Annotated in this window: 30 protein-coding genes and 1 tRNA gene; 17 read left to right on the top strand and 14 right to left on the bottom strand. The window is 69.4% G+C overall.

The genetic code is table 11. The features are described 5' to 3' along the window. Positions 1-62 precede the first annotated feature (62 nt). Entirely contained in the window at positions 63-719 is a 657-nt protein-coding gene (locus ACIA8G_RS20150; protein ID WP_396420092.1) for a hypothetical protein, read from the top strand. A 20-nt stretch (positions 720-739) separates the two neighbouring features. Then, a complete protein-coding gene (locus ACIA8G_RS20145; protein WP_396420091.1) occupies positions 740-1,396 on the top strand; it encodes a hypothetical protein in 657 nt (218 codons plus the stop codon). 9 nt (positions 1,397-1,405) lie between these two features. Here the strand turns inward: ACIA8G_RS20145 and ACIA8G_RS20140 are convergent, their stop codons facing one another. Together ACIA8G_RS20140 and ACIA8G_RS20135 are read right to left on the bottom strand one after the other, a co-directional pair. Then, complete coding sequence (locus tag ACIA8G_RS20140) at positions 1,406-1,945, bottom strand: isochorismatase family protein (protein WP_396420090.1); 540 nt, start codon at positions 1,943-1,945, stop codon at positions 1,406-1,408. Further along, positions 1,942-3,234 carry a nicotinate phosphoribosyltransferase gene (locus tag ACIA8G_RS20135; protein ID WP_396420088.1) on the bottom strand — a complete coding sequence of 431 codons (1,293 nt, stop codon included), beginning with the start codon at positions 3,232-3,234 and terminating at the stop codon, positions 1,942-1,944. The genes ACIA8G_RS20140 and ACIA8G_RS20135 overlap by 4 nt, the downstream gene beginning before the upstream one ends. 79 nt (positions 3,235-3,313) lie before the next feature. Between ACIA8G_RS20135 and clpS the strand changes: the two genes are divergently transcribed. The 6 genes from clpS to ACIA8G_RS20105 all read left to right on the top strand — a co-directional run bounded on the left by clpS (position 3,314) and on the right by ACIA8G_RS20105 (position 6,860). Continuing rightward, positions 3,314-3,613, top strand: coding sequence for an ATP-dependent Clp protease adapter ClpS (clpS, locus tag ACIA8G_RS20130; RefSeq protein ID WP_396420087.1), 300 nt, complete (start codon positions 3,314-3,316; stop codon positions 3,611-3,613). Beyond that, a complete protein-coding gene (locus ACIA8G_RS20125) occupies positions 3,610-4,167 on the top strand; it encodes a DUF2017 domain-containing protein (protein WP_396420086.1) in 558 nt (185 codons plus the stop codon). The genes clpS and ACIA8G_RS20125 overlap by 4 nt, the downstream gene beginning before the upstream one ends. Continuing rightward, on the top strand, positions 4,164-5,075 hold the full coding sequence (locus ACIA8G_RS20120) for a P1 family peptidase (protein WP_396420085.1): 912 nt from the start codon (positions 4,164-4,166) through the stop codon (positions 5,073-5,075). Before ACIA8G_RS20125 ends, ACIA8G_RS20120 begins: the two co-directional genes overlap by 4 nt. Before the next feature lie 113 nt (positions 5,076-5,188). Then, entirely contained in the window at positions 5,189-5,599 is a 411-nt protein-coding gene (locus ACIA8G_RS20115) for a Mov34/MPN/PAD-1 family protein (protein ID WP_030469587.1), read from the top strand. Positions 5,600-5,629: 30 nt separating this feature from the next. Continuing rightward, a complete protein-coding gene (locus ACIA8G_RS20110) occupies positions 5,630-5,902 on the top strand; it encodes a MoaD/ThiS family protein (RefSeq protein ID WP_396420083.1) in 273 nt (90 codons plus the stop codon). A gap of 7 nt (positions 5,903-5,909) precedes the next feature. After that, positions 5,910-6,860, top strand: a complete 951-nt coding sequence (locus ACIA8G_RS20105) for a PLP-dependent cysteine synthase family protein (protein ID WP_396420082.1) — start codon at positions 5,910-5,912, stop codon at positions 6,858-6,860. A gap of 111 nt (positions 6,861-6,971) precedes the next feature. Here ACIA8G_RS20105 and ACIA8G_RS20100 read toward each other — a convergent pair whose 3' ends face one another. Continuing rightward, on the bottom strand, positions 6,972-7,832 hold the full coding sequence (locus ACIA8G_RS20100; protein WP_396420081.1) for an SMP-30/gluconolactonase/LRE family protein: 861 nt from the start codon (positions 7,830-7,832) through the stop codon (positions 6,972-6,974). Positions 7,833-7,926: 94 nt separating this feature from the next. On the opposite strand from ACIA8G_RS20100, the gene ACIA8G_RS20095 reads away from it, so the two are divergent. The 4 genes from ACIA8G_RS20095 to ACIA8G_RS20080 are packed head-to-tail and all read left to right on the top strand — an operon-like array spanning position 7,927 to position 10,481. Continuing rightward, positions 7,927-8,538 (top strand): rhomboid family intramembrane serine protease, encoded by a 612-nt coding sequence (locus ACIA8G_RS20095; protein WP_396420080.1) that lies wholly within the window; start codon positions 7,927-7,929, stop codon positions 8,536-8,538. A gap of 11 nt (positions 8,539-8,549) precedes the next feature. After that, positions 8,550-9,299 carry a glutamate racemase gene (gene murI / locus ACIA8G_RS20090; RefSeq protein ID WP_396420554.1) on the top strand — a complete coding sequence of 250 codons (750 nt, stop codon included), beginning with the start codon at positions 8,550-8,552 and terminating at the stop codon, positions 9,297-9,299. Position 9,300: 1 nt separating this feature from the next. After that, positions 9,301-10,065 carry an MBL fold metallo-hydrolase gene (locus ACIA8G_RS20085; RefSeq protein WP_396420079.1) on the top strand — a complete coding sequence of 255 codons (765 nt, stop codon included), beginning with the start codon at positions 9,301-9,303 and terminating at the stop codon, positions 10,063-10,065. Continuing rightward, positions 10,065-10,481, top strand: a complete 417-nt coding sequence (locus tag ACIA8G_RS20080) for an OsmC family protein (RefSeq protein WP_396420078.1) — start codon at positions 10,065-10,067, stop codon at positions 10,479-10,481. The genes ACIA8G_RS20085 and ACIA8G_RS20080 overlap by 1 nt, the downstream gene beginning before the upstream one ends. Here the strand turns inward: ACIA8G_RS20080 and ACIA8G_RS20075 are convergent. Beyond that, on the bottom strand, positions 10,439-10,936 hold the full coding sequence (locus ACIA8G_RS20075) for a DUF2231 domain-containing protein (protein WP_396420077.1): 498 nt from the start codon (positions 10,934-10,936) through the stop codon (positions 10,439-10,441). The genes ACIA8G_RS20080 and ACIA8G_RS20075 overlap by 43 nt on opposite strands. 49 nt (positions 10,937-10,985) lie before the next feature. On the opposite strand from ACIA8G_RS20075, the gene rph reads away from it, so the two are divergent. Both rph and rdgB read left to right on the top strand, forming a co-directional pair. Further along, positions 10,986-11,750 (top strand): ribonuclease PH, encoded by a 765-nt coding sequence (gene rph / locus ACIA8G_RS20070; protein ID WP_396420076.1) that lies wholly within the window; start codon positions 10,986-10,988, stop codon positions 11,748-11,750. Next, positions 11,747-12,346, top strand: coding sequence for an RdgB/HAM1 family non-canonical purine NTP pyrophosphatase (gene rdgB / locus ACIA8G_RS20065; RefSeq protein WP_396420074.1), 600 nt, complete (start codon positions 11,747-11,749; stop codon positions 12,344-12,346). Before rph ends, rdgB begins: the two co-directional genes overlap by 4 nt. On the opposite strand, the gene ACIA8G_RS20060 is transcribed toward rdgB, so the two are convergent. The 6 genes from ACIA8G_RS20060 to ACIA8G_RS20035 all read right to left on the bottom strand — a co-directional run bounded on the left by ACIA8G_RS20060 (position 12,343) and on the right by ACIA8G_RS20035 (position 16,401). Further along, positions 12,343-12,663, bottom strand: coding sequence for a hypothetical protein (locus ACIA8G_RS20060; RefSeq protein WP_396420073.1), 321 nt, complete (start codon positions 12,661-12,663; stop codon positions 12,343-12,345). The two genes, rdgB and ACIA8G_RS20060, sit on opposite strands and share 4 nt — an antisense overlap. Further along, positions 12,663-13,004, bottom strand: a complete 342-nt coding sequence (locus ACIA8G_RS20055; RefSeq protein WP_396420071.1) for a DMT family transporter — start codon at positions 13,002-13,004, stop codon at positions 12,663-12,665. The genes ACIA8G_RS20060 and ACIA8G_RS20055 overlap by 1 nt, the downstream gene beginning before the upstream one ends. 274 nt (positions 13,005-13,278) lie before the next feature. Next, complete coding sequence (gene bcp, locus ACIA8G_RS20050) at positions 13,279-13,746, bottom strand: thioredoxin-dependent thiol peroxidase (RefSeq protein ID WP_396420070.1); 468 nt, start codon at positions 13,744-13,746, stop codon at positions 13,279-13,281. Between the two features lie 22 nt (positions 13,747-13,768). Then, positions 13,769-14,296 (bottom strand): hypothetical protein, encoded by a 528-nt coding sequence (locus tag ACIA8G_RS20045; protein WP_396420068.1) that lies wholly within the window; start codon positions 14,294-14,296, stop codon positions 13,769-13,771. Between the two features lie 322 nt (positions 14,297-14,618). Further along, complete coding sequence (locus ACIA8G_RS20040) at positions 14,619-15,647, bottom strand: LLM class flavin-dependent oxidoreductase (protein WP_396420067.1); 1,029 nt, start codon at positions 15,645-15,647, stop codon at positions 14,619-14,621. Between the two features lie 7 nt (positions 15,648-15,654). Further along, positions 15,655-16,401, bottom strand: coding sequence for a hypothetical protein (locus tag ACIA8G_RS20035; protein ID WP_396420066.1), 747 nt, complete (start codon positions 16,399-16,401; stop codon positions 15,655-15,657). 29 nt (positions 16,402-16,430) lie between these two features. On the opposite strand from ACIA8G_RS20035, the gene ACIA8G_RS20030 reads away from it, so the two are divergent. Beyond that, positions 16,431-17,549 (top strand): NAD(P)-binding domain-containing protein, encoded by a 1,119-nt coding sequence (locus ACIA8G_RS20030; RefSeq protein ID WP_396420553.1) that lies wholly within the window; start codon positions 16,431-16,433, stop codon positions 17,547-17,549. Positions 17,550-17,787: 238 nt separating this feature from the next. On the opposite strand, the gene ACIA8G_RS20025 is transcribed toward ACIA8G_RS20030, so the two are convergent. Beyond that, positions 17,788-18,402, bottom strand: coding sequence for a DedA family protein (locus ACIA8G_RS20025; protein WP_396420065.1), 615 nt, complete (start codon positions 18,400-18,402; stop codon positions 17,788-17,790). Positions 18,403-18,487: 85 nt separating this feature from the next. Further along, complete coding sequence (locus tag ACIA8G_RS20020) at positions 18,488-21,100, bottom strand: glycoside hydrolase family 97 catalytic domain-containing protein (RefSeq protein ID WP_396420064.1); 2,613 nt, start codon at positions 21,098-21,100, stop codon at positions 18,488-18,490. Between the two features lie 128 nt (positions 21,101-21,228). Between ACIA8G_RS20020 and ACIA8G_RS20015 the strand changes: the two genes are divergently transcribed. Further along, positions 21,229-23,472, top strand: a complete 2,244-nt coding sequence (locus ACIA8G_RS20015; protein ID WP_396420063.1) for an ATP-binding protein — start codon at positions 21,229-21,231, stop codon at positions 23,470-23,472. A 179-nt stretch (positions 23,473-23,651) separates the two neighbouring features. Here the strand turns inward: ACIA8G_RS20015 and ACIA8G_RS20010 are convergent. After that, positions 23,652-23,725: transfer RNA gene (locus ACIA8G_RS20010), tRNA-Leu, on the bottom strand. A 109-nt stretch (positions 23,726-23,834) separates the two neighbouring features. Between ACIA8G_RS20010 and ACIA8G_RS20005 the strand changes: the two genes are divergently transcribed. Then, a complete protein-coding gene (locus tag ACIA8G_RS20005) occupies positions 23,835-24,056 on the top strand; it encodes a DUF3618 domain-containing protein (protein ID WP_396420061.1) in 222 nt (73 codons plus the stop codon). Here ACIA8G_RS20005 and ACIA8G_RS20000 read toward each other — a convergent pair. Then, positions 24,053-24,664 carry a TetR/AcrR family transcriptional regulator gene (locus ACIA8G_RS20000; RefSeq protein WP_396420060.1) on the bottom strand — a complete coding sequence of 204 codons (612 nt, stop codon included), beginning with the start codon at positions 24,662-24,664 and terminating at the stop codon, positions 24,053-24,055. The genes ACIA8G_RS20005 and ACIA8G_RS20000 overlap by 4 nt on opposite strands. Positions 24,665-25,104: the final 440 nt, after the last annotated feature.

Below are 25,104 nucleotides of genomic sequence, written 5' to 3'. Positions count from 1 at the left end.
CCAGCGCGCCGCGGCACGACGAATATCGGGCGGAGGAAATCAAGCAACCAGGGGAGAGGGCGATGAGACGCATCGGAGCGTTGGCCGGAACGGTGGCTCTGCTCATCGCGGTCGCCGCCCCGGCGTCCGCCACGCCCGCGGGCAACGTCGTGGCCGGGAGCGCGGACTTCGCGAAGATCGGGCAGCCCGCGGTGCTGGTGTCGCCGCTGGCGTCCTGCGACGTGAACCCGGACGTGGCCGGCGTCGTCACGGGCACCGCTCCCGCTGTGAGCAAGGCCGGGGTCAAGTTCGGCACGTCCGCGGCGAGGTGCACGACCACCGTCGTGAACGAGCAGGACTGGATCACGACGACGAAATCCGAGGCCGAGGGCACGGACTTCGAGCTGTCCGCGCTCGTCGCCCAGGGCGGGCCGCGGCTGAGGGTCGCCAAGTGGAAGATCACCTGCGACGCCACGCAGACCGGCACGTCCGCCGGGTGGACGCTCGCCGGCATGTCCGGCTGGACCGGCCTGCCGCAGCAGCTCCCGCAGGGCTACGTGCACGACGTCAAGGGCAAGAACGGCGTCGTGCTCGCCAAGGTGAAGTTCACCGAGGTCGTCTTCCCGGTCCCCAACGACGGCAGCATCACGATGCACCTGGCGAAGCTCACCTTCGAGCCGGCCTCCGGCTACCGCGGCGAGATCAAGTTCGGCTCGGCCGCCTGCTCCCCGACTCCGTAGAACCGCCCGAGAGGACTGAAGTGCGCAAGATTCTGATCGCAGGGGCCGTGGTCGCGCTGACGTTCGCGACCGCGGCCCCCGCCTTCGCCAGCAACCCGCAGGGCACCGCGTCGGCGGGGTCGGCCGACTTCGCGAAGGCCGACCAGACGTTCAAGGTCGAGCCGCTCGCCGTGTGCAACGTGAACCCGGACCAGGCAGGCACCGTCACCGCGTCCGGCCCGGCCGTGAGCAGGAGCGGCCTCAAGATCGGTGAGACCAGCTCGACCTGCACGACCGAGGTCGTGAATCCGGACGAGTTCCTGACCAGGACCAAGTCCGTGGCCAAGGGCAAGGGTTTCGAGCTGAGCACGTTGGTCGGGCAGAAGGGCCCTCGGCTCAAGATCGGCGAGTGGACGATCAACTGCGATGCCGACGAGAAGGGCACCAGCGTCGGCTGGGAGCTCAAGGGGATGTCCGGCTGGACCGGGCTGCCGCAGCAGATCCCGTCCGGCTACGTGCACGAGGTCAAGGCGAGCAGCGGTGTGGTGCTCGCCAGGGCCAAGTTCACCGACACCGTCTTCCCGGTGCCGAACGACGGCAGCATCAGCATGACGTTGCTGAAGCTCACCTTCGAGCCGTCGTCCGGCTACACCGGCAGCATCACCGTCGGCACCGCGGCCTGTTCCCCGACGCCGTAGACGATCGCCTTACGAGACAACGACACCCGCGGCGCGCAGCTCGTCCAGAGCGGCGTCGCGGGTGTTCTGCGCGACGGCCGCGGTCAGACCCACGAGCACGGTCGTGCGGAAGCCGTTGCGCTGCGCGTCGAGGGCGGTGGCGCGCACGCAGTGGTCGGTCGCGATGCCGACGACGTCCACCTCGGTCACGCCCTTGTCGGTCAGCCACCCCGCGAGGTCGTTCTCCGCCTCGAAACCGGAGTAGGCGGCGGCGAAACGTCCCTTCGAGAACACCTGCTCGATCCCGGCCACGTCGAGCTCCGGGTGGAACGACGCACCGGGCGTCCCGGCGACGCAGTGCACCGGCCACGAGTCCACGAAGTCCGGCGTCTCGGAGAAGTGCGAGCCGGGATCCACGTGGTAGTCGCGGGTCGCCACGACGTGGTCGTAGCCGGAGGACACGATGTGCCGCGAGATGGCCTCCGCGACGGCCGCGCCACCCGCGACCGCGAGCGAACCGCCCTCGCAGAAGTCGTTCTGCACGTCGACGACGATCAACGCCTTGGTCATTTCGACACCTCTCCCAGGTAGACCGTCGGGATCGCGGGCTCGCCGCGCGAGAGCTTGAGGCCCTCCCACGGCACGCTCACCAGCGCCGCGCGCAGACGTTCGCGGCTCTGCTCCAGCGTGGGGACATCGGCGGTGACCTGTCCACCGCGCATCAGCGGGATCTGCACGAGCTTGTCGTACCGGCCGAGCTCGAGTTCGGCCGACGCCTGGAACACGACCTCCTCCAGCGCCGTGCCGGTGTCCTTGTGCCGCCGCAGCGCCTTCTTCCAGCCGCCGCGCGACTGCTTGGACGTGCTGCGCTTCTCGACGTGCCTGCCGTCGACCTCGACCAGCTTGTAGACCATGCCCGCGGTCGGTGCGCCGGAACCGGTCACGACGGACGTTCCGACGCCGTACGCGTCCACGGGTTCGGCGCGCAGGGCGGCGATCGAGTACTCGTCGAGGTCGCTGGACACGACGATCCGGGTGTTGCGGGCGCCCAGTGAGTCGAGCAGGTCGCGCGCCTGCCTGGCCATCACGCCGAGGTCGCCCGAGTCGATCCGGATCGCGCCGAGATCGGGCCCCGCCACCGCGACGGCCGTCTTGATGCCCTCGGTGATGTCGTAGGTGTCGACCAGCAACGTCGTGCCGACGCCCAGCGCCTCGATCTGGCTGCGGAACGCCTCTTCCTCGGTGTCGTGCAGCAGCGTGAAGGCGTGGGCGCAGGTGCCGGCGGTCGGAATGCCGTGCCTGCGGCCGGCCTCCAGGTTCGAGGTCGCGGTGAAGCCCGCCAGGTAGGCCGCGCGGGCACACGCCACAGCGGCTTCCTCGTGCGTGCGGCGCGAGCCCATCTCGATCATGCGACGGCCGTTGGCGGCGGTCACCATGCGGGCGGCGGCGGACGCGATCGCGCTGTCGTGGTTGAGGATCGACAGCGCGAGCGTCTCGAGCACGACCCCCTCGGCGAACGACGCGCGCACGGTCAGCACCGGCGAACCCGGGAAGTACAGCTCGCCGTCCGGGTAGCCGTCCACGTCACCGGAGAACCGGTAGTTCGCGAGCCACTCCAGGGTCGCGTCGTCGACCACCGCGTTGCGCCGCAGCTGGTCGATCTCCTCCTCGCCGAAGCGGAAGTTCCCGATGGCGTCCAGCAGGCGGTTCACACCGGCGACCACGCCGTAGCGGCGGCCGTCCGGGAGCCTGCGCGCGAACACCTCGAACACGCACGGACGGTCACCGGTGCCGTCACGCAGCGCGGCGGCGAGCATGGTGAGCTCGTAGTGGTCGGTGAGCAACGCCGTCGACTTCATGGTCGCCAACCCTAAGGTCGCATCCGGTTTAGCCGCATGCGGTCTCCGCCACTGCGGCGAACATGACACCATTGGCGGTATGACCACGCCCGTCGAACAGGAGCGGACGCAGCCGGAGGCCGTCGGCGAGGAGATCGCCGCCGAGGACACACCCTGGCAGACCGTGGTCTGGAACGACCCGGTAAACCTGATGTCCTACGTGACGTACGTGTTCCAGAAGCTGTTCGGCTTCAGCAGGGACCATGCGACCAAGCTGATGCTCGACGTGCACCACAAGGGCAAGGCGATCGTGACATCGGGCACCAAGGACAAGGTGGAGGCCGACGTGGCGAAACTCCACGCGGCGGGACTCTGGGCGACCATGCAGCGGTCCTCGTGAAGAGGTGGATCCGCGAGGGCGACGTCGTCGTCGGCAGGCTGGACCGGCAGGAGGCCGCGGTCGTGCGCGGTCTTGTCAGCCAGATCCAGGACATGCTGCTGGCCCGCGCCGAGGAGGCGCCGCAGGACGAGCTCGCCGAGCTGACCGGGATCAGGACAGGCCCGTCGGAAGCGCCGGACGATCCGATCCTCGGCAGACTTCTGCCCGACTTCCACCGTCTCGACGACGACGCTCCGGACCCGGACGAGGTCAACTCGTCGGCGGCGTTGCGCTCGTTGCACGAGCCGGAGCTTCTGGACCACAAGACCGGTGCGGCAGAGATCGTGCTGCAGACGTGCTCGCCCGACGGTGGCGAGATCCGGCTGAGCGTCGGTGAAGCAGAGGCCTGGCTGACGTCGTTGAACGACGTGCGGCTGGCCCTCGGGACAGCGTTGGACGTCACCGAGGACATGCCGGACGAGCTGCCGCCGGAGGACCCGAGATCACCGCATCTCGGCGTGTACCACTGGCTGACCTGGGTGCAGGACACCCTGGTCGAAGCGATGATGCCGTGATCGAGGGCGTCCTGGTCGGACACCACCACCGCGTCGAGCCGGGCTGGGCGACGGGCACGACCGTCGTTCTGGTGCCCGGCGGCGCTGTCGGTGCGGTCGACGGCCGTGGTGGCGCCCCCGGAACGCGCGAAACCGACCTGCTGGACCCGGCGAACCTCGTTCAGCAGGTGCACGCCATCTGCCTGAGCGGCGGTTCGGCGTACGGGCTCGCGGCCGCGGACGGCGTGATGCGCTGGCTGTCGGAACGGTCGATCGGCTTCCAGGTGGGCCCGCAGCCGCACCACGTCGTGCCGATCGTGCCCGGCGCGGTGATCTTCGACCTGCCGATGTCGGAGTGGGGCAACCGCCCGGACTCGTCGTTCGGCTTCGAAGCATGTGCCGCCGCCGCAACGGAGTTCGAACTGGGCTGCGTCGGCGCCGGTGCCGGCGCGCGGGTCGGATCCCTGAAGGGCGGCGTCGGCGCGGCGACCAGGAAGGTCGGCGCGCACAGCGTCGGCGCGCTCGCCGTGGTGAACGCCGCCGGCGAAGTCGTGGACCGCACAACGGGTCTGCCGTGGCTGCCCGCGCTGGGGACGGCACCGGTCGCGCTCCCGGAACGCAAACCGGACGGTCTCAACACGACGATCGGCGTGGTCGTGGTGGACGCGGATCTGTCCAAAGCGGAGTGTCAGCGGATCGCGATGGCCGCGCAGGACGGACTGGCGCGGGCGGTGCGGCCCGCGCATTCCATGTTCGACGGGGACACGGTGTTCGCGCTGGCCACGGGTGCGGTGCCGCTGCCGGAGCCGCGGGTGTTCGCGCTGGACGCGTTGTGCGCGGCCGCCGCGGAGGTCTTCGCGGACGCGGTGGTGTCCGGTGCCCGTGAGGCGACGTCGCTCGGCGGGGTCACGGCGTTCCGCGACCTCTAGTCCATTGCCGGCTTATGCCTCTCTGAGCTGCGAAAACCCCGTCCGGGCGAAGCGGCGCGAGGCGGGTATCTCGCATACCGAGACAACTCTCGCCAGCCCGTAGGATTGACCACGTGCTGGTGATTCGCCGTGACCTGGTGGACGCGATGGTGGCCCACGCGCGCCGCGACCACCCCGACGAAGCGTGCGGGGTGATCGCCGGGCCGTACGGGTCAGATCGCCCTGAACGCTTCATCGAGATGGAGAACGCGGAGCGCTCGCCCACGTTCTACCGGTTCGACGCCGCCGAGCAGTTGAAGGTGTGGCGCGAGATGGACGCCAACGACGAGGTGCCGGTGGTCGTGTACCACTCGCACACCGCGACCGAGGCGTACCCGTCCCGCACCGACATCTCGTTCGCGGGCGAGCCGGAAGCGCACTACGTGCTGGTCTCCACGCGTGACCCGATCGAGCACGAGGTGCGTTCGTACCGCATCGTCGACGGTGTCGTGACCGAGGAACCGGTCAAGATCATCGAGTCCTGAGTACACCTGTTTCCCGGAGGTAGAACCACCATGGCCGTCACCGTGTCGATCCCGACCATCCTGCGCACCCACACCGGGGGCGAGAAGTCGGTGTCCGCCACCGGCGCGACGCTCGCCGAGGTCATCGACGACCTGGAGAACAACCACGGCGGTCTCAAGGCCCGCCTGGTCAAGGAGGGGACGCTGCACCGCTTCGTCAACGTCTACGTCAACGACGAGGACGTGCGCTTCTCCGGTGGCCTCGCGGCCGAGGTGAAGGACGGCGACAACGTCACCATCCTCCCGGCTGTCGCGGGCGGCTGATCCTCCGATGGCCCGCTTCGACTCGCTGCTGGACACGCTCGGCGGCACACCACTGGTGGGCCTGCCGAGCCTGTCGCCGTCCGAGAACGTGCGCATCTGGGCGAAGCTCGAGGACCGCAACCCGACCGGCTCGATCAAGGACCGGCCCGCGCTGGCCATGATCGAGGCGGCGGAGCGGGACGGAATTCTGCGTCCCGGCGCCACGATCCTCGAGCCGACCTCCGGCAACACCGGTATTTCCTTGGCGATGGCCGCGAAGCTCAAGGGCTACGGCCTGGTGTGCGTGATGCCGGAGAACACCTCGACCGAGCGGCGCCAGCTGCTGCAGGCCTATGGCGCGCGCATCGTGTTCTCACCGGCCGCCGGCGGGTCGAACCAGGCCGTCGCCACGGCCAAGGAGCTCGCGAAGCAGAACCCCGACTGGATCATGCTCTACCAGTACGGGAACCCGGCGAACGCGGAAGCGCACTTCCGCGGCACCGGCCCGGAGATCCTGAAAGACCTGCCGACGATCACGCACTTCGTGGCCGGTCTGGGCACGACGGGCACTTTGGTGGGCGTCGGGCGTTTTTTGCGTGAGGCCAAGCCGGACGTGCAGATCATCGCCGCGGAACCCCGGTACGGCGAGCTGGTCTACGGCCTGCGCAACCTCGACGAGGGCTTCGTGCCGGAGCTGTACGACGAGTCGGTGCTGACCGGGCGGTACTCGGTCGGTTCCTACGACGCGTTGCGCCGCACCCGGCAGCTGCTGGAGTGCGAGGGCATCTTCGCCGGCATCTCGACGGGCGCGATCCTGCACGCCGCGCTGGCCGTGGCGCAGAAGGCCGAGGTGGCCGGGAAGTCCGCCGACATCGTGTTCATCGTCGCGGACGCGGGGTGGAAGTACCTGTCCACCGGTGCCTACGCCGGAACGCTGGACGAGGCGGCCGCCAAGCTCGACGGCCACCTCTGGGCGTGACTCAGTTCGACGATCTTGTCGGTGGTGCCGAGTAAGTTGTGACGCAGGGGTTCCCAGCTCGAGGGGACGCCTGCGTCAGCCTGCGAAGGCTGTTCCAGGCACCCCGGCGAGCTAGCCCGCGAAGGCGACGCTCGGCACCCCGCTGCCGGCGCCGGGCAGCACGAGCACCGAGCCGTTCAACTGCCGGTCCGCGAGAGCCTGATCCGGCAGCCCGACGCGGGCCGACGTGACGTAGAGGTCGGTGAAGTCCGTGCCGCCGAAGCAGCACGCGGTCGGCTGGTCGACCGGCAACGCGATCTCGCGGTCCAGCTCACCGGCAGGGGTGTAGCGGCGCACGGCGTGCCCGCCCCACAGTGCGACCCACACGCACCCGTCGGCGTCCACGCACAGCCCGTCCGGCCAGCCATCGGTGTTGCCGACGTGTGTGAGGGGCCGGCGGTTCGAGAGCGTGCCGGTGGCGTTGTCGAAGTCGAACACGTCTATGCGGCGGGTCGGGGTGTCGATGTAGTACATCAGCGTTCCGTCCGGGCTCCAGCCGACGCCGTTGCTGGTGTTCACCTTGTCCACCATGACCTTCGCGGAGCCCTCGCCGGTGATCCTGGCGAGCCAGCCCTCGTCGGCGGCCTGGTCGTAGCGCATCGTGCCGGCCCACAACCGGCCCGACGGGTCGACGCCCGCGTCGTTGCCGCGCACGCCGTCGCGGGCCCAGTAGACGAGCCAGCTCTTGGTGCCGTCGCGGTCGATCAACGCGATGCCGTCGCGGAGGTTGCAGACGATGCCACCCCTGGACCGCGGCTTGGCGGCACCGACGTGCTGGGGCAGCACGAGCACCGAGTCGTCGTCGCGCGCGGGAGCGTAGCGGTGCACCTCGGAGGCGAGGATGTCCACCCACAGCAACGTGGAGCTGCCGTGGTCCCAGGTCGGCCCCTCGCCGAGCTGGGCCGATGCGCGTACCGCTACTTCGATCGACACCCGATCAGCTTAGGCCGTGCGCTGTGAGCCTCGTCCGACGGCAGGCGCGCCCGAACGGACTCACAGCACACGGCCTGCCACGTACTCTGGAGGTGTGGACCGCACCGCCCTCGCGAAACGGGTCATCCCGCCGCACCCCGTCTTGTCGTTGATCGTCGTGTTCGGGTTCGTCGGGTTCCTCTACGCCGTCGAGGCGTTCGACGTCGCGACCGGCGGCTCGCTGGAGGACGACGGCGTGCGGCCGCGCGACTTCGGTGAGTGGGACAACCTGTTGTGGATGCCGTTGATCCACGGCGACTGGAGCCACCTCACGGGCAACGCGGTTCCATTGCTGCTGCTCGGTTTCCTCGCGACTTCCGGTGGGCTGAAGCAGTTCTTCCAGGTCACCGCCGTCATCTGGCTGTCCAGCGCGCTGGGTGTGTGGGTGTTCGGCAGTCCCGGCAGCCACATCGGAGCGTCCGGGCTGGTGTTCGGGCTCCTGGCGTTCCTGCTGGTGCGCGGGCTCTTCGCGCGGTCGTGGCTGCAGCTGGTGATCGCGGTCGGGGTGTTCGCCCTGTACGGCGCCGCGCTGTGGGGTGTGCTGCCCGGGCAGCCCGGCGTGTCGTGGGAAGGCCACCTGTTCGGCGCAATCGGCGGCGTTCTTGCTGCGTGGGGCGTGTCTCGTGACAACCGCCGGCAGAGCACACCGGCTACATTCACGGCGTGACGATCGGGATCATGGACTCGGGCGTCGGCGGCCTGACGGTCGCCCGAGCGATCATGGACCAGCTGCCCGGCGAGTCGATCCACTACATCGGCGACACGGCGAACGGTCCATACGGGCCACTGCCGATCGCGCAGGCGCGCAAGCACGCGCTGGAGATCTGCGACCAGCTGGTCGACGAGGGCGCGAAGATGCTCGTCATCGCGTGCAACACCGCGTCCGCCGCGTGCTTCCGCGATGCCCGTGAGCGCTACGACGTGCCGGTGGTCGAGGTGATCCTGCCGGCGGTGCGCAGGGCCGTGCGGACGACGCACAGCGGCCGGATCGGCGTGATCGCCACCGTCGGCACGATCAACTCGCACGCCTACCAGGACGCGTTCCAGGCCGCGCGCGACGTGACGGTGACCGCGGCGGCGTGCCCCCGGTTCGTCGACTTCGTGGAGCGCGGCATCACCTCGGGCCGGCAGGTGCTCGGGCTGGCGCAGGCCTACCTGGAACCGTTGCAGCGCGCCGAGGTCGACACGGTCGTCCTGGGCTGCACGCACTACCCGTTGCTGACGGGCGTGATCCAGATCGTGATGGGCGAGGCCGTGACGCTGGTGTCGAGCGCCGAGGAGACCGTGAAGGACGTCGTGCGGTTGCTGACCGAACGCGACGAGTTCGCTTCCACGCCGGCCGTCCATCGGGTGACATGCACTGGTCCGCCCGAGCGGTTCGCGAAGCTCGCGGCCCGGTTCCTGCCTACGTTCGACCAATGGAGCTGACGTGCTGCTGACCGTGCTCGGCTGCTCCGGCAGCATTCCCGGACCGGGTGCGGCGGCGTCGGGCTACCTCGTCGAGGCCGACGGGTTCACGTTGGTGCTGGAGTTCGGCAACGGGGTGCTGTCGCGGTTCCAGGAGGAGCGCCCGTTGTTCTCGATGGACGCCCTGGTGTTGTCGCACCTGCATCCGGACCACTGCGTCGACGTGTCGTCCCTGTACGTGGCGCGGAAGTACCACCCGGTGCCGCCTTTGGAACGGTTGCCGGTCTACGCGCCCGCCGAGGCGCCCTCGCGCTTCATCGCCGCCTACGCCCCGAACGCCGCTGAGCGTTCGTCGCTGGATTTCACGGACGTGTTCACGTTCCACGGGCTGGGTTCGCGAGTCCAAATCGGACCGTTCACTGTGGACTCCGCCTTGGTGGCTCATCCTTGCGAGGCCTACGGGTTCCGGATCTCGTGCGGTGACGTGTCGCTGGCCTACACCGGGGACAGCGGGGTGTGCGCGGCGCTGGACTCGCTGGCCGACGGCGTCGACGTGCTGCTGAGCGAGGCGAGCTGGACGCACGCGCCGGACTGCGTCGCCGATCTGCACCTGTCCGGGCGCGAGGCGGGGGAACTCGCCGCGCGGGCGGGCGCGGGGCGGTTGCTGATCACGCACGTGCCGCCGTGGACGTCGGCCGAGGACGTGCTGAAGGAGGCCCAGGACGCGTTCGAGGGGCCGTGCGAGCTGGTCGTAGAGGGCGGCCGGTACGAGGTGGGGGAGAGCTGATGATCCAGGTGGAGCGGGTCGGCGAGCACGAGTTCGAGGCTTCCAACGGGCGCGGCGCGTCGGTGCGGATCGGCCGCAAGGATCAGGAGGGCTCGTTCAGCCCGGTGGAGCTGCTGGTCGCGGCCGCGGCCGGCTGCGCGATGGTGACCGCCGAGACGTTGATCCTGCGCCGCACCGGCGGCGAGCGGCTCTCCGCCGTCGCCGACGAGGTGCGGTCCGAGAGCGGCAACGAGGTCGTGACCATCCCGGTGACGCTCTCCTACGACCTGTCCGCGGTGGACGATCCGGAGGCGCTCGAAATCGTCGTCCGTCGCGCCGTGGAGCAGTTCTGCACGGTCACGCGGACGCTGAAGCAGTCGGCAACGTCGCCCCTTCAGCTACCGATGCCTTTCCAGACCGCGGACGACCCGCTGTGACCGGTGCGCACGGTCTGCACCGTCGTGCCGACCGCGAGCAGGACGACCAGCACGGACACCACGACTGAGATGATCCGCCACGTCTTGGTGGTGGACACCTCCGCCGCGCGTTCCCGGTCGGCGAGCCGTCCGGCGACCAGCAGCGCGATCACCGCGACCCCGAACCCGAGCGCGATGGGCAGCAGCATGGTGCCGAGCTCGGCGTGGGTCTGGATGGCGGGGTTCTGCACGCCGGTGCTCTTCTCGAGCGCCGCCTGGAAGTCCTCACCGGCCTGCTTGGCCACGGGAACCGCCGCGACACCGGCCAGGGTGACCCCGAGAACAGGCCACGCGTACTTGCGCCGCCAGCCCGGGACCAGCGCGATCGCGACCGAGCCGAGTGCCGCGAGGGGCAACAGCACGACCACCGCGTGCACGAGCAACGGGTGAAGCGGAATACCGTCGATCGTCAGCATGTCTCTCCCTACGCCGGAGCGCTCTACGGGGTTCATTAAGGTAGCGGCCGTGGTGCGAACCGACGGCCGAAACGACGACGTGTTGCGTGACATCCGGATCACGCGTGGATATCAGACCTGGCCCGCGGGCTCGGTGCTGATCGAGTTCGGGAACACCCGCGTGCTGTGCGCCGCGAGTGTCACCGAAGGCGTCCCCCGCTGGCGTTCGGGCTCCGGCCTCGGCTGGGTGACCGCCGAGTACGCGATGCTCCCCTCAGCCACGCACAGCCGCAGCGACCGAGAGTCCGTGAAGGGCCGCATCGGCGGCCGCACGCACGAGATCTCGCGCCTGATCGGGCGCTCGCTGCGCGCGTGCATCGACCTGGCAGCGCTGGGCGAGAACACCATCGTGATCGACTGCGATGTCATCCAGGCCGACGGCGGCACCCGTACCGCCGCGGTCACCGGCGCCTACGTGGCCCTGGCCGACGCCGTGACCTACCTGGGCGCCGCGGGCAGGCTCGCCGACCCGTCGCCCCTGTCCTGCGCGGTGTCCGCCGTGTCGGTCGGCGTGGTCGACGGCCGGGTGCGCCTGGACCTGCCCTACGAGGAGGACTCGCGGGCCGAGGTCGACATGAACGTCGTCGCCACCGACGCCGGCACCCTGATCGAGGTGCAGGGCACCGGCGAGGGCGCCACGTTCGCCCGGTCCACTTTGGACCGCATGCTCGACTACGCGCTGCTGGGCTGCGCGGAGCTGAACCGCATCCAGGCGGCGGCGCTCGCCGAGCCGTACCCCGGCGTGCTGCCGGAGCCCAAGGCGAGCAGGCGATGAAGCTCCTGCTGGCTTCCCGCAACGCGAAGAAGCTTCGCGAGTTGCAGCGCATCGTGGCCTCGGAGGGGTTGTCGGGCATCGACGTGCTGTCGCTGTCCGACGTGCCTTCTTTTCCCGAGGCACCCGAGACCGCGCCCGACTTCGAGGGCAACGCGCTGGCCAAGGCCCGTGACGCTGCCGCCGCCACCGGTCTGGTGTCGGTCGCGGACGACTCCGGGCTCGCCGTCGACGAGTTGAACGGCATGCCCGGTGTGCTGTCTGCTCGCTGGTCTGGGCGTCACGGGGATGACGAGGCGAACCTGGACCTGCTCCTCGGGCAGTTGGGCGACGTGCCGGACGAGCGCCGTGGTGCGGCGTTCGTGTCGGTCGTGGCTCTTGTTGTTCCGGGCGGCGAAGAGGTCGTCGTGCGCGGGGAGTGGCGTGGGACGTTGCTGCGGGCTCGGCGTGGGACGAATGGGTTCGGCTACGACCCGATCTTCTTGCCCGAGGGGTACGAGATCACCTCGGCGGAGATGACGGCGGAGCAGAAGGACGCGGAGTCGCACCGCGGCCGCGCCCTGAAGCTCCTGGTCCCGTACCTGCGCAAGCTCGGCTAGCGACGCCAGGTGGCGGACGACCTGCACGAGGTAGCGGCACGACTGGTCGAGCGCGATGTCGTAGAACCGGGGTCGGCGTCGTCGGCGAGCAGGGCCTCGTCGGACAGGTCGATCGACTCCAGCGCCACCTCGACGGCGGTGAGCGAGGCGTCGATCTCGTCCTCGGGGCACCGTCGCAGGACGGGTTCCAGTTGCTCGGCGACCGTGTGGCCGATGCCCTCGATCAGGGTCTTGAGCTTGGCCTGCTGCAACGGTTTCGCGAGCTCGGACGCGGCCAGGTCGGGCGGCGGCGAGTTCGAAGCCCACCCGAACGACATTAGAGGGTGGCGGCCTGCGCGTGGGCCGCAACGGACACGACGCACACGCCCGCGGCGATCAGCGCCATGCCGGTCAGCATGGCCAGGTTGAGCGGGTCGGCGAAGAGCACGCGGCTTGTCAGTGCCACCAGGGCGATGCCGGCGCCTGCCCAGATCGCGTAGGTGATCGCCACGGGCAGGCCCATTCGGATCACCACCGATTCCAGGTAGAGCGCGGTGAGGAAGCCGGCTGCCAGGCCGGCGACGGGCCACGGTTTTGTGAAGCCGTCGGAGTACTTCAGACAAAGGGTTGCGAAAACTTCCGCGCCCACGGCGACGGTCAGCAATATCCACTTGAGCATTGAATTTTCCCAGCACGAAATGCACGCAGCGCAGGGCATGCGTGTTTATACCAACGATGGACTGAGGGCCTAAAAGCCCAGGTCAACCGCCGCGCGTGGGGAAGTGGACACGCAGGACGAAATCAGACGGGATGTCGGGGCCGCGAGGTGCCGTCAAGCGACACACGGTATATCACCCTCACCGGAACAGGGGCGGCATTGTTGCGCGCCCTCCACCCGACCATACCTCAGGAAGGGGCCGTCGCCGCAAGTATTGCGGCGACGGCGTCACAATTCAGGCGGGCAGTTCGCGCAGCAGCTTGGCGACGTGGCCGGTGGCGCGGACGTTGTACATGGCCTTGACGATCTTGCCGTCGGGGCCGACGAGGAAGGTCGAGCGGATCACGCCCTGGACGGTGCGGCCGTAGTTCTGCTTTTCGCCGAACGCGCCCCATTCGACCAGGACGGTCTTGTCCGGGTCGCCGAGCAGGGGGAAGGTGAGGCCTTCCGCGTCGCGGAACTTCGCGAGCTTCTCCTGCTTGTCCGGCGACACGCCGATGACCTCGTAGCCGAGGTCGTTGAGCTGGGCGAGGCTGTCGCGGAAGTCGCAGGCCTGCTTCGTGCAACCCGGCGTGCTGGCGGCGGGGTAGAAGTACACGACCACGGACTTGCCGAGGTAGTCGGACAGCGACACCGGCTTGCCCTCGCTGTCGGACAGCGTGAAGGCGGGCGCGGTGTCTCCGGGTGAGAGACGAGTGGTCATGCGCCTGAGCCTATTCCTGGGGCTACGCGGGGCCCTCGAAGACGGTCGCCACGTCCTGGCCCTGGCCGCCCGGCTGGATGGTCAGCTGCATCTGCACCGCCGACTCGGGCACCGCGAACGCCAGCTGGAACTGGGTGTCGCGGCCCGGCGGCAGTTCGGCCACGGTCGCGGCTAGGCCGTTGAGGCCCTGCACCGAGTCGACGAGCTCGGCGATGGGCGCGCCTTCCGTGGTGGCGCGGACGGAGAGCTGGGAGGGGCGGTAGGACGCCTTGGAGCCGTTGTAGACGGTCACCGTGAACACCGCGGTGCGCTTGGCCGGTGGGATGGCCGTCTCGGACGGTGAGAGGGAGCGGGGCGCGGACACGACGACGGAGAGGCCGGAGGCCCAGACGCGTTGCGTGCCGAACGCGGCGGCACCGGAAGCGCTCGGCGTCTCGGCTCGCTGCTCGACTGTCAGGTTCTCATCGGGGGTGACGGCGACACTGGGGCCCGCACATCCCGCCACGGCCAGCAGCAGGCACAGGCCCGCGGCCGATTTGGCGAACTTCACGAACTCCCCTTTCCCACCCCGGCGGTGGGTGTGAACGACTCACGTCAACTGTGACGGTGTCAAAGGGGGTGCGGGGGCCGAAAGGGGCCTCTGAAGAGGAACTGGTGCCGGGCCGTGGCCGTCTCGTGATGGGCGGCGTGGGCGGCGCCACAGAGTGCGCCTGCCCCACGCCGTCCTAGGTGAAGCTAGTGAGCGCGTCGGGGGGCGTGCGCGCTCACACCGATCATCGCCGAGTGTGTGCCTCGCGCTACAAGCGGAGCCGATTATCACCCGTTCAGAGCAGTGGCAGTCGTACGAAACGTGAAGGTCACGCCTGGCCGACTCACGTATGTGCCGCTGAACGGCCCAGCGACGGCGTCCGTTCGGCCACCTCGCTGAGCAATTCGAAGGAACGGAGGCGGTCTTCGTGCCCGTGGACGATGGTCGTCACCATCAGCTCGTCGGCCGCCGTCGACTCCATCAACTCGTCGAGCCGCGCGCGGACCGTTGAGGGGGAGCCGATGATCTGGGTGGCCATGCGGTCCTCGATCACCAGCTCGTCGATCTCGGTGTACGGGAAGTCCGCGGCCTCTTCCGGCGTCGACAGCGGCGCGGGGCGGCCCTGGCGCAGCCGCACGAATGAGAGCGCTCCCGGACCGGCGATCCAGCGGGCGTGCTCGTCGGTGTCGGCCACGATCACCGAGGCGCACACCATCGCGTACGGCTCGGCCAGCACCTCGGACGGGCGGAAGTGCCGCCGGTACAGCTCCAGCGCGGGCAGCGTGTTCTGCGCGCTGAAGTGGTGGGCGAACGCGAACGGCAGACCGAGCATGCCCGCGGCCTGCGCGCTGTAGCCGGACGAGCCGAGCAGCCACAGCGGCGGCTTGTTGCCGGCGGCGGGCACGGCGTTGAGCTCGGCGGTGCCGTCGAAGTACTTGATCAGCTCGGTGAGCTCCTGCGGGAAGTTCTCCGCGGAGAGACCGGCCTCGGTGCGCCGCAACGCCCGCGCGGTCTTCTGGTCGGTGCCGGGAGCACGGCCGATGCCGAGGTCGATGCGGCCGGGGTGCAGTGCTTCGAGCATGCCGAACTGCTCCGCGACGACCAGCGGCGCGTGGTTCGGCAGCATCACGCCGCCAGAGCCGACGCGGATCGTCGACGTGGCGGACGCGATGTGCTCGATCAGCACGGCGGGCGCGGACGAGGCGATGCCGGGCATGTTGTGGTGCTCGGCGAACCAGTAGCGGTGGTAGCCGAGCCGTTCGGCCTGCTGCGCGAGTTCCCGGGAGTTCCGCAACGCGGTCGTGGCGTCCGACCCCGACGTGATGGGGGCCAGGTCGAGAACGGACAGCGGGATCTCATGCAGACGGCTCATACATCGATCAACACCGATACTTGGTGACTTCTTCCGTGAGCCGGGTTACTCGCTTCGCGGCCTGGTCGTAGGTGGTGCCCTGCGGGTGCAGGGTCAGCACGGCGACGATGCTGAACCGGCAGGTGCCGGTCGTGTGCATGGCCGGCGACTTCAGGTCCAGCTCCGGGTCCGCGTCCAGCAGCAGGCGCGGGCCCGGCTTGGGCACGCAGGGGGTTGTCGGGTCGCCGAACCCGGACCAGCCCTGCTTGAACGCCGGCCTGTGGGTCGCCGAGGGCAGCCCGAAGGACTGGTCGAAGCCGTCCGAGGCGCACTTCGTGGCCTTGTGCAGGTGGCCCATGATCGTGCGGCGGACCTTGGGCTTCGCGTCCTCCAGCAGGTACCGGTACGTCTTCACGACGTCATAGGCGCTCACGGCCGTGTAACCCCACATACCGCGCCTTTCCGGCGGCCGCGTGTCTTTCAGGCCCAGCCTGTCGGCCGTGCGCACGACGAGCTGTTCCCAGCCGTTCTCCACCCACAGCTCGCTCGCCGCGGTGTCGTCGCTCGCGCGCAGCATCGGTTCGATGCGCGGGTCGTCGCCGCGCGTCTCCAGCTGCTCGATCGCGATCAGGATCTTCACCAGCGAGGCGGACCTGATCGGCTTGTGCACGTCCTTACCGGTCAACGTGTGCGTGATCCGGTTGTAGACCGCGTACGAGGATGTCGTCGTGGGCACGGGCGTCGCCAGCAGTGCCAACGTGAGAAGTAGGTGCACGCTGCCAGACGCTAGCGGCGATCGATGATCTGTGGGTCACAGTTGAGAAGGACCGGTGCAGGCGATTCGTTGACCGTGGTGTGACGGATGTCGTGGTGATCGGCGCGGGGCAGGCGGGCCTGTCCGCCTCGTACTTCCTGCGCAAGAGGAACGTGGACCACGTCGTGCTGGACGCGAACGACGCTCCCGGCGGCGCGTGGCTGCACCGCTGGCCGAGCCTGCGCATGCGGACCGTGCACGGCATCCACGAGCTGCCCGGCATGCCGTTCGAGCAGCCGTCTCCCGACGAGCCAGCCAACGAGGCCATCCCTTCCTACTTCGCGCGCTACGAACGACTCTTCGACCTCCCGGTGGTCCGCCCGGTGAACGTCACGCAGGTCGTGAACGACGGCTCGCTGCTGAAGGTCGAGACGTCCGACGGCACCTGGACCACGCGCGGCCTGATCAACGCGACCGGCACCTGGCGCCGCCCGTTCTGGCCGTACTACCCCGGCCAGGAGACATTTCAGGGTCGTCAGTTGCACACCGCCGACTACCAGGGCCCCGAAGAGTTCGCGGGCAAACGCGTGGTCGTCGTCGGCGGCGGTGCCTCCGCCACTCAACTCCTCATAGAACTCGCTCCTTTCGCTGCCGAGACCCGCTGGGTCACGCGACACGAACCGGTGTGGCGCACCGGCCCGTTCACCCAGGAGTACGGCCGCTGGGTCGTGGGCATGGTCGACGAACGCGTCCGCGCCGGCCTCATCCCGCACAGCGTGGTGAGCGTGACCGGCCTTGCCCTGACCGACGAGACGCGGGCCGCCATCGCTTCCGGTGTGCTGGACCGCAAGCCGATGTTCGACCGCGTCACCCCGGCCGGTGTGGCGTGGGCGTCCGGCGAGCACTTCGACGCCGACGTGATCCTGTGGGCCACGGGGTTCCGGCACGATCTCGACCACCTGGCGCCGTTGCACCTGCGTGCGGCCGGCGGGGGTGTCCGGGTCGACGGGACCCGCGTCGTCGCCGACCCGCGGATCCACCTCGTGGGGTATGGGCCTTCGGCCAGCACGATCGGGGCCAATCGGGCCGGTCGGAGTGCTGTTCGTGAGTTGTTGCGGGACTTGGACGGTGTGGGTCGTGAGGACGCGAGGCTCGCGACTGCGGGGTAGGACGGTTGGTGGGAGCAGGGGTCGGTGGGTGGGCTGGTTGGGGTGCTGATGCGGCGGCGAGGTTCGCGGCGAGGTACGGCGGTTGGTGGGAGCAGGGGGCGGGGGTCCGTGGGTGGGTTGCCCTTGCGGGGAGGCGTGGGCTGGTTGGGGTGCTGATGCGGCGCCTCGCGGGAGGCGTCTTGCGGACGCGAGTCTCGCGGTAGGGAGGTAGGGCGGGTGGGGTCGGTGGGCCTGGGTCTCACAGCCGCGTGGTGGACCGCTTCTTCGAGAGCCGTGTCACCACGAAGATCGCCACCGCCACGAGCACCAGGCCCAGCACGACCTTCGAGCCGATGCCGACGTACTGCTCGACGAGGTGCCAGTTGTCGCCCAGCAGGTAGCCCGCCAGGATCAGCGCGGTGTTCCATAAAAGGCATCCCGCGGCGGTGTAGGCGAGGAACGGCGCCATCCGCATCCGTTCGACCCCGGCCGGGATCGAGACCAGGCTGCGGAAGACCGGGATCATCCGGCCGAAGAACACCGCGCGGTAGCCGTTGCGCAAGAACCAGGCCTCTGTCCTGTCCACATCGGACACTCGGACCAGCGGTATGCGCGAGGCGATTCGCCGCACGCGGTCGCGGCCCAGCACGGCGCCGATCCAGTACAGCACCAACGCACCTAAGACGGACCCCGCCGTGGTCCACAGGATCGCGTCGAGCAGCGACATCTTGCCCTGGGCGGCGGTGAAACCGGCCAGGGGCAGGAAGACCTCGCTGGGCAACGGCGGGAAGAGGTTCTCCAGCGCGATGGCCAAAGCCGCTCCGGGTGCGCCGGCCGTTTGCATCAGGTCGGTGACCCAGTCGACCAAGTTCATGAGTTCGACGTTACGGATGGGGAAGCCCGGGGACATTGGGGTAAACCGCAAAGTCGGGGTGGGGAAAACCCCACCCCGAACGTCGCTAGGTGCAGCGAATCCTTGCGTCGCCCCAGGAAGCGTGGTCGTTCTGGGTGCCGTCGCCGCCGTCGGAAACGCGCAGGGTGAGAGTCCTCACCCCGGTCACGTCCACCGCCAGATCACGGGCAGGGGTGCGCACGCCGAGCAGTCCGGTGTCGGTCAGCACGACGCCGTCACCGAGCACCTGGAACGCCACCGTGCCGCCCACGCGCTGCCTGGCCACGTCCAGACCGGCCTCGTCGTCGACGCCGACCGAGGCCGCGAAAGCGCTGCAACGCGAGTCCAGGACGTAAGTGATCTCGGACGACGCGTGAGTGCCGAGGCCCTTGCCGTAGGTGACCCGCCGAAGTGCGATGCCACGTCCGTCAGCCGGAGCAGAACCGCCGTTCGTGAGGTCCTTCTCGACCGGGCCGTCACCGCCGACCGCCGAAGCCCACGGCCGGTCGGTCAGGTAGCTCCACCCAGGCGAGAGCGGTTTCACCAAGTGCACCCGTGCGGACCGTTCGGCCTCCACACCGCCGTTGAACGACGCGACGACCGGGATGTCGTAGTAGCCGTAGGGGGACGGCTCGGCGGGCGGCACGACGGTCCACGAGCCCGACAGCGCCTGGCCTGGCCGCACCGCGCCGGCCTTCACCGGTGCGCCCTGCACGGACCACCCGGCCGGCACGCGCGGTACCAACGTCACCGCGCGCACGTCCTGCGAAGTCGTGAAGAGCCCGGTCACCGTGAAGCCCTTGGCGGTGGCGGACACCGACGTCGAAGGCACAGCGTGCACCGGCCGCTCGCACGTCCGAGAACCTGCGCGGCACGCGATAGCGGCGAATCCGCCGTTGTTGCCCACGTCGAGAGTGAGCAGATCACCCGAGCGCACGGTCCGTGACTCGCGCACGAGCCCGTTAGGACCGTCCCGCGTGATCTCCACCAGCCAGCGCCCTGACGGCAACGCCAGCGGCACGGACACGGTCCGCGCGGCACCGGAGTAACCGCCGCCGATGAACCACCGGTCACCCGACCGCCGCGCGAACACCGAGTGAGAAGCCGGCCGGCCGGACAGCAGCCGCGTCTCGTCCCACGCGGTCGGCACCTGGTCGACGAACCGCTCCGCGACCGGGCGCGCGGCGTAGTCCTCCGGGCGCCCGGCGAGGTTCGCCAGGCCCGACTCGTAGATCACGGTCAACGCCAGCTCGTGCGCGTCGGAGGTCGTGCGCGACGGGCGGTGCCAGGCCAACGGCGTGTAGTCCATGCCGCCGACGGCGCCGCGGGTGAACGGCAGTGCGGTCAGGTGTGTCCCGGTGAGACCTGAGGACTTCTCACCACCGTGCACGGCTTCCATCGTCATGACATGCGGCCACGTGCGGTGGATGCCGTGCGGGATCGTCGAGCCGTGGAAGTTGACCAGCAGACGGTGAGCGGCGGTCTCGGGGAGAATCCGGTCGTACCAGCGGTTGCGGTCCTGGCCGTCGGAGTCCATGAAGTCGATCTTCACGCCCGCGATGCCCCAGCGCTCGAACAACGCCAGCCTGGCCGCGCTCTCAGAGGGCGTGTCCAGCTCGTCGTAGTGGATCCACAGATGGATCTTCACCCCGCGCGCGGCGGCGTAGGAGACCAGTGACGGAATCCACGACGTCTGCTCCCACGACGGGTCGTAGTCCCAGTTCGGGTCGAAGTACCACCCCGCGTCCACCAGTGCGTACGGCCAGCCGTGCGCGGCGGCGTAGTCGACGTACCGCTTCTGCGTCGCGAGGCTCTGCCCGGCCTCACGGCCACCGGCGAGCCAGCTCCAGAACACCTTGCCCGGCTTGATCCACGACGTGTCGTGCACGCGCGAACGCGGTGCCAGGTCGTCCACGAAGGTCGACGACGAGACGTCCGCCAACGAGCCGACGACCGCCGTGCGCCACGGCGACTGCCACGGCCCGTCCACGAGCACCTGCTCGTCCCAGTACTTGATCGCGTACGACGGCGAGCCCGCGGTGTGCACGAGCCGCGCGCCTGAGTGGCGACCGTCCACAGCGGACTCGGTGAGTAGTGAGTACACGCCGTTCGTCTCGAACAACGCCGGGTGCAGGTACTCCGCGGTCTCCGCAGCCGCCGCGCTGGTCTCTATGAAAGGGTTTTCGTAGTCACGCCGGTACTTCGCGACCCAGGCCGTCGCGGTGGCCGGAACCACGAACGCCGACGTCTCACGCAACACGTTGCCAGGACTGGAGGGAAGCTCATATCGGTAGGCGATGCCATCAGCAGCCGTACGCACGACGACGTCGAGACGGGCCGCGCCGGCGAACGAGTAGCGCTCCTCCTTGTGCGCGACCGTGCGCTGCCGTTGCTTGCCCGACGACGCGGTGTAGTGCTCGGTCACGCGCCGCTCGGACCGGCCGATCAATCGCAGACCGGTGGAAAGATCCGCTCTTTCCGTCACCAGGCCCAGCGGGCTCGGCTCCAGCACGGTGGTGCCGCCACGGGTCACCGACAGGGTCGGCACGCCGTTCGACAGCTGCACGACAGCCTTCGGCCGAACGCCGGTTTCCGCTGTTGCTACAGGGTTTACGCCGCTTGCTGCCAGTGCGATGACGAGCGCTCCCGCCGCACGCCACCGCAGGGTGGGCAACCGCATGTCCAGTCCTCCCGGAACCTAGGCCGCGGCGGCGACAGCTCCGATGTATACGCGTTGTGGCGCCGTTGGTCCACAACGTGGCCGGAAAGGCCTTTCCGGCGAGTAATCGTTTGACTACGATGCGTTCGATGGCCGAACAGGTGGGAACGTGTGCGACCTGCGGCGCCGCGACCGCCACCTCCCGGCGCAGACACGCGCGGTACTGCTCGAACGCCTGCCGGCAGCGGGCCTACCGCCAGCGTGCGCACCACGACGAACCGACCACCGCCCTGGACAGCTTCATCGGCCGTGCCGACGAACTGAGCTGTCTCAGCGGGCTGGGCGCGAACACCAGGGTGCTCACGCTCGTCGGCACGGCAGGGGTCGGGAAGACCAGGCTGGCCAAGGAGTACGCCGGCGGCCAGGCGGGGGTGCAGTGGGTCGAGCTCGCCTCGGTGGAACGTGGCGTCGCACGGGCGTGCGCGACGGCGCTCGGCATCGGCGAGGTCACCCGCGAACCCGTGCTGAGCACCCTGGTGCACGCGCTGTCCGGCCGCACGATGGTGCTGGTGCTGGACAACTGCGAGCACGTCGTCGCGGAGTGCGCGGCGCTGCTGGAACCGTTGCTGCTCGGCTGCCCCGGCGTGCGGGTGATCGCGACGAGCCGGGAACCGCTGCGGGTGCCGGGTGAGGTGCTGTTCGCGGTGCAGCCGTTGCCGATCGGGTGCGCGGTGGAGCTGTTCGCCGACCGCGCCCGCGCGAACCAGCTGGGCCTGCGGCTCGATGACCAGGACGTGCTGACCACGTTGTGCACGCGTCTGGACCGGCTGCCGCTGGCCATCGAGCTCGCCGCCCGACTCGTGACGGTGTTGCCGGTCGGGGAGCTGCTGGCGCGCCTGGACGACCGGCTGGAGCTGCTCAACCGCGGCAACCGCACCGCCGCCGAACGTCACCAGAGCCTGCGCGCCGCGATCGAGTGGAGCTACGACCACCTCGACGCCGACGAGCAGCACGCGTTCCGGTGCCTCTCCGCCTTCCCCGGCGGTTTCGGGCTCGACATGGCGGTGGCGGCGTGCGACCTGCCGGCGGACCGGGTGCTCGGGCTGCTCTCCGCGCTCGTGGCCAAGTCGCTGCTCACGTTCTCCGGCCGGTTCGAGCAGCTGGAGTCGGTTCGGCTGTACGGCAGGGAAAGGCTCGCCGCCCAGGCCGACGTCGTGGTGGCCCGGGTCGCACGCTGGTTCGCCGCGCGCTGGCCCGCGTTCACCGCGACCGTCTTCACGACCCCCGAGGTCGTCGACCCGCTGATCGCCGAGTGCGGCAACCTGCAGTGCGCCGTCGACTGGGCCGCGCGCACCGGAGATCCGCGCTACCTCGAGCTCGCCACGATGCTCGCCACCGCGTGGCGCGACCAGGGGCAGGTGTCGCAGGGCAGGTGGCTGCTGGACGCGGCGGTGCGCACGGACGCCGGACTTTCGGTGCGCTGCCTGGCCTTGTGCCACCTCGCGTACCTCGCGGGCACCGAGTCCAACGACGGCATGAAGTGGGCCGAGGAGGCCGTGGCGCTCGCCAGGGAGCTCGATTCGCGGGAACTGCTCGCGCAGGCGCTGAACGCCGTGGCCGGCGAACACGTCCGGGCCTCCCGCTTCGCCGAGGGCCGCAAGTACTACGAGGAGGCCGTGGCGCTGCTCGCGCCGTGCGCTGATCCACTGGACCTGGCGATCATCGAGCACAACCTGGCGTGGGCGGCGTTGCAGGCGGGCGACGAGGAGTTCGCCGACATGCTGATCGCGGACGTGCTGCCGGTGTACCGGCGGCTCGCCCCGCCTCGCCGCCTCGCCGCGTTCCTGCACACCGTCGGACTGCGGGCGCTGCAACGGGGTGAGCTCGACGCCGCCGACGAGTGGTTCCTCGAGTCGCTGCGGGCGTCGATCAACGGGTTCTGGGTGGCCGACGTGCTGGAGGGGCTGGCCGTCATCGCGCACCGGCGTGGCGATCCGCGGCGGGCGTTGCGTCTGGTCGGCGCGGCGTCGTGCCTGCGGGAAGGTGCGTTCGCGGCTGACGTCGTGTGGCACGACGAGGTCATCGAGGTCGTGCGGGCGTCACGGGTGGCGTTGCGCGGTGCGGACACCTGCCTGGCCGAGGGCCGCGAGATGACCCGCGAGCAGGCCGTGGACTACGCGCTGGTCGGTCGCGTCGAGCGCCCGGAACTGAGCGAACGCGAACAGCAGGTCGTGGCGCTGGTGGCGGCCGGTCAGAGCAACGTGAGCATCGGGGCCGAGCTGCGGATCTCGCAGCGGATGGTGGAGACGCACCTGCAGCGGGTCCGGCGCAAGCTCGACGTGACGACGCGGACGGAGATCGCCGACTGGGCGGCGGGCAACCCGGGGAATTGAGACGGTCGCTGGTGATCCACCTGGGACTCCGGCGGCTAACTTGAGGGCGGTTCGCCGCGGGCCAGCCCCCGCGGCGAATCAACCTGAAAGCCCTGAGCCGGGGTGCGGGTCATCCCGCAATACACCCGATCTGACCTGGGCGAACGCCCTCCGTGAGCGGACTCCACCCAGGAAGATCGTGAGGTCGGGGGGACTCGAACCCCCACTGGCTGGGACCTAAACCCAGTGCCTCTGCCAATTGGGCTACGACCCCTCACGTGGAAGCCTATCGGCCGTTCATGGACTCGCTCTCTCGGGTCGCTCGACGCGGCGCTTCCGGCCGTCCACTACGGTGAACGCCAGAACCGCTGCTAGGAGGACATGTGGCTCGCGATCCCGACACCATTCAGCGCGAGATCGAACAGGCTCGTACCGCGCTGGCCGCCACCCTGGACGAGCTCAGCGAGCGCGCCAACCCGCAGAAGCTGGTGGAGCAGGGCCGCTCGTCCGTGCTCGACGTGCTGAGCCAGCCCAAGGTCAAGTACACGCTGATCGCCGTCGGCGCGGTGGTCGGCTTCGCGCTGGTCCGCAAACTGTTCCGCTAGACGTGCACCAACGGTAAGAGCACCTGCTCGACGACCTTCTCCACGAACGGCTCGTCGAGCGGGTCACCGGTGAGCATCAGCCGGTAGATCAGCGCCGCGCCCGCGATCTCGACGGCCATGCCGCGCGGGGCGTCGGCCTTCAGCTCGCCGCGTTCGGCGGCGCGGTCGAGGATGCCGCGCAGCACGTCGCGTTGCGAGATCAGGAACGTCTCCCGGAACGCCGCCGCCAGCTCGGGCTCGTGGGGCAGCTCACCGACGAGTGCCTGAGCGGCTTTGCCGATCGGTCCGGAGAGGAACGCGGCGAACGAGGAGAGGAACTCGCGCAGATCGCCCGCCAATGAGCCTGTGTCCGGTGCGACGAGGTTCTGCGTGGCGAGCTGGGTGCACGTGTCGATCACGAGATCGAGCTTCGACTCCCACCGCCGGTAGATCGTGGCTTTGCCCGCTCGTGCGCGTGCTGCCACGGCGTCCATGGTGAGGGCCCGGTACCCGACCTCGGCCATCACCTCGAGCGCTGCCTGACGTAATGCGTCGTCCCGGCTGGCGTCTCGAGGGCGGCCCCGCTGGGGAACCCTGCCCTCGTTGAACGCCGCTGTCGACACGGCCATGCCACCTCCCGAATGCAAGGGCACGGCTCGTGCGTGTTCCCCGCCCCTTTGGCGGGACATCCTAGGCGTCTTGAGCATCGTGCAGGAGCAGCAGCACCCGGATGTTGCTTCGTGTTGCACTTGGTTGGCTCTTGCGCGATGTGGCCCAGAACTCCTACCTTTCCCCCTTGTCTGGACCAGGCTGCACCGCCGCGCAGCAGGACGTGAGTAGTCGTCATGTGCGGGCGAGGAGCGGGTAATGGTCTTTGGCAGACGGGGTTTCATCGGTGGAGCCACAGCGGCGGGGTTGCTCGTCTCAACAGGCGTCGCGACCGGAAAAGCGACCGTGTCCTCGGATGTTTTCGACTGCGATGGCATGTCGGAACGCGATTGGCGCGAGTTCGTCGGGGCCCAGGATCTGGTCTGGAAAAAGCCCCCAACGCAGTACGGACAGGCGCCTT

It is taken from the genome of Lentzea sp. NPDC051213 (assembly GCF_044455585.1).
Taxonomy (GTDB): Bacteria; Actinomycetota; Actinomycetes; order Mycobacteriales; family Pseudonocardiaceae; genus Lentzea.
Note: the sequence above shows the minus strand (reverse complement) of the source record. Positions and strands in the feature narration are given on the sequence as shown.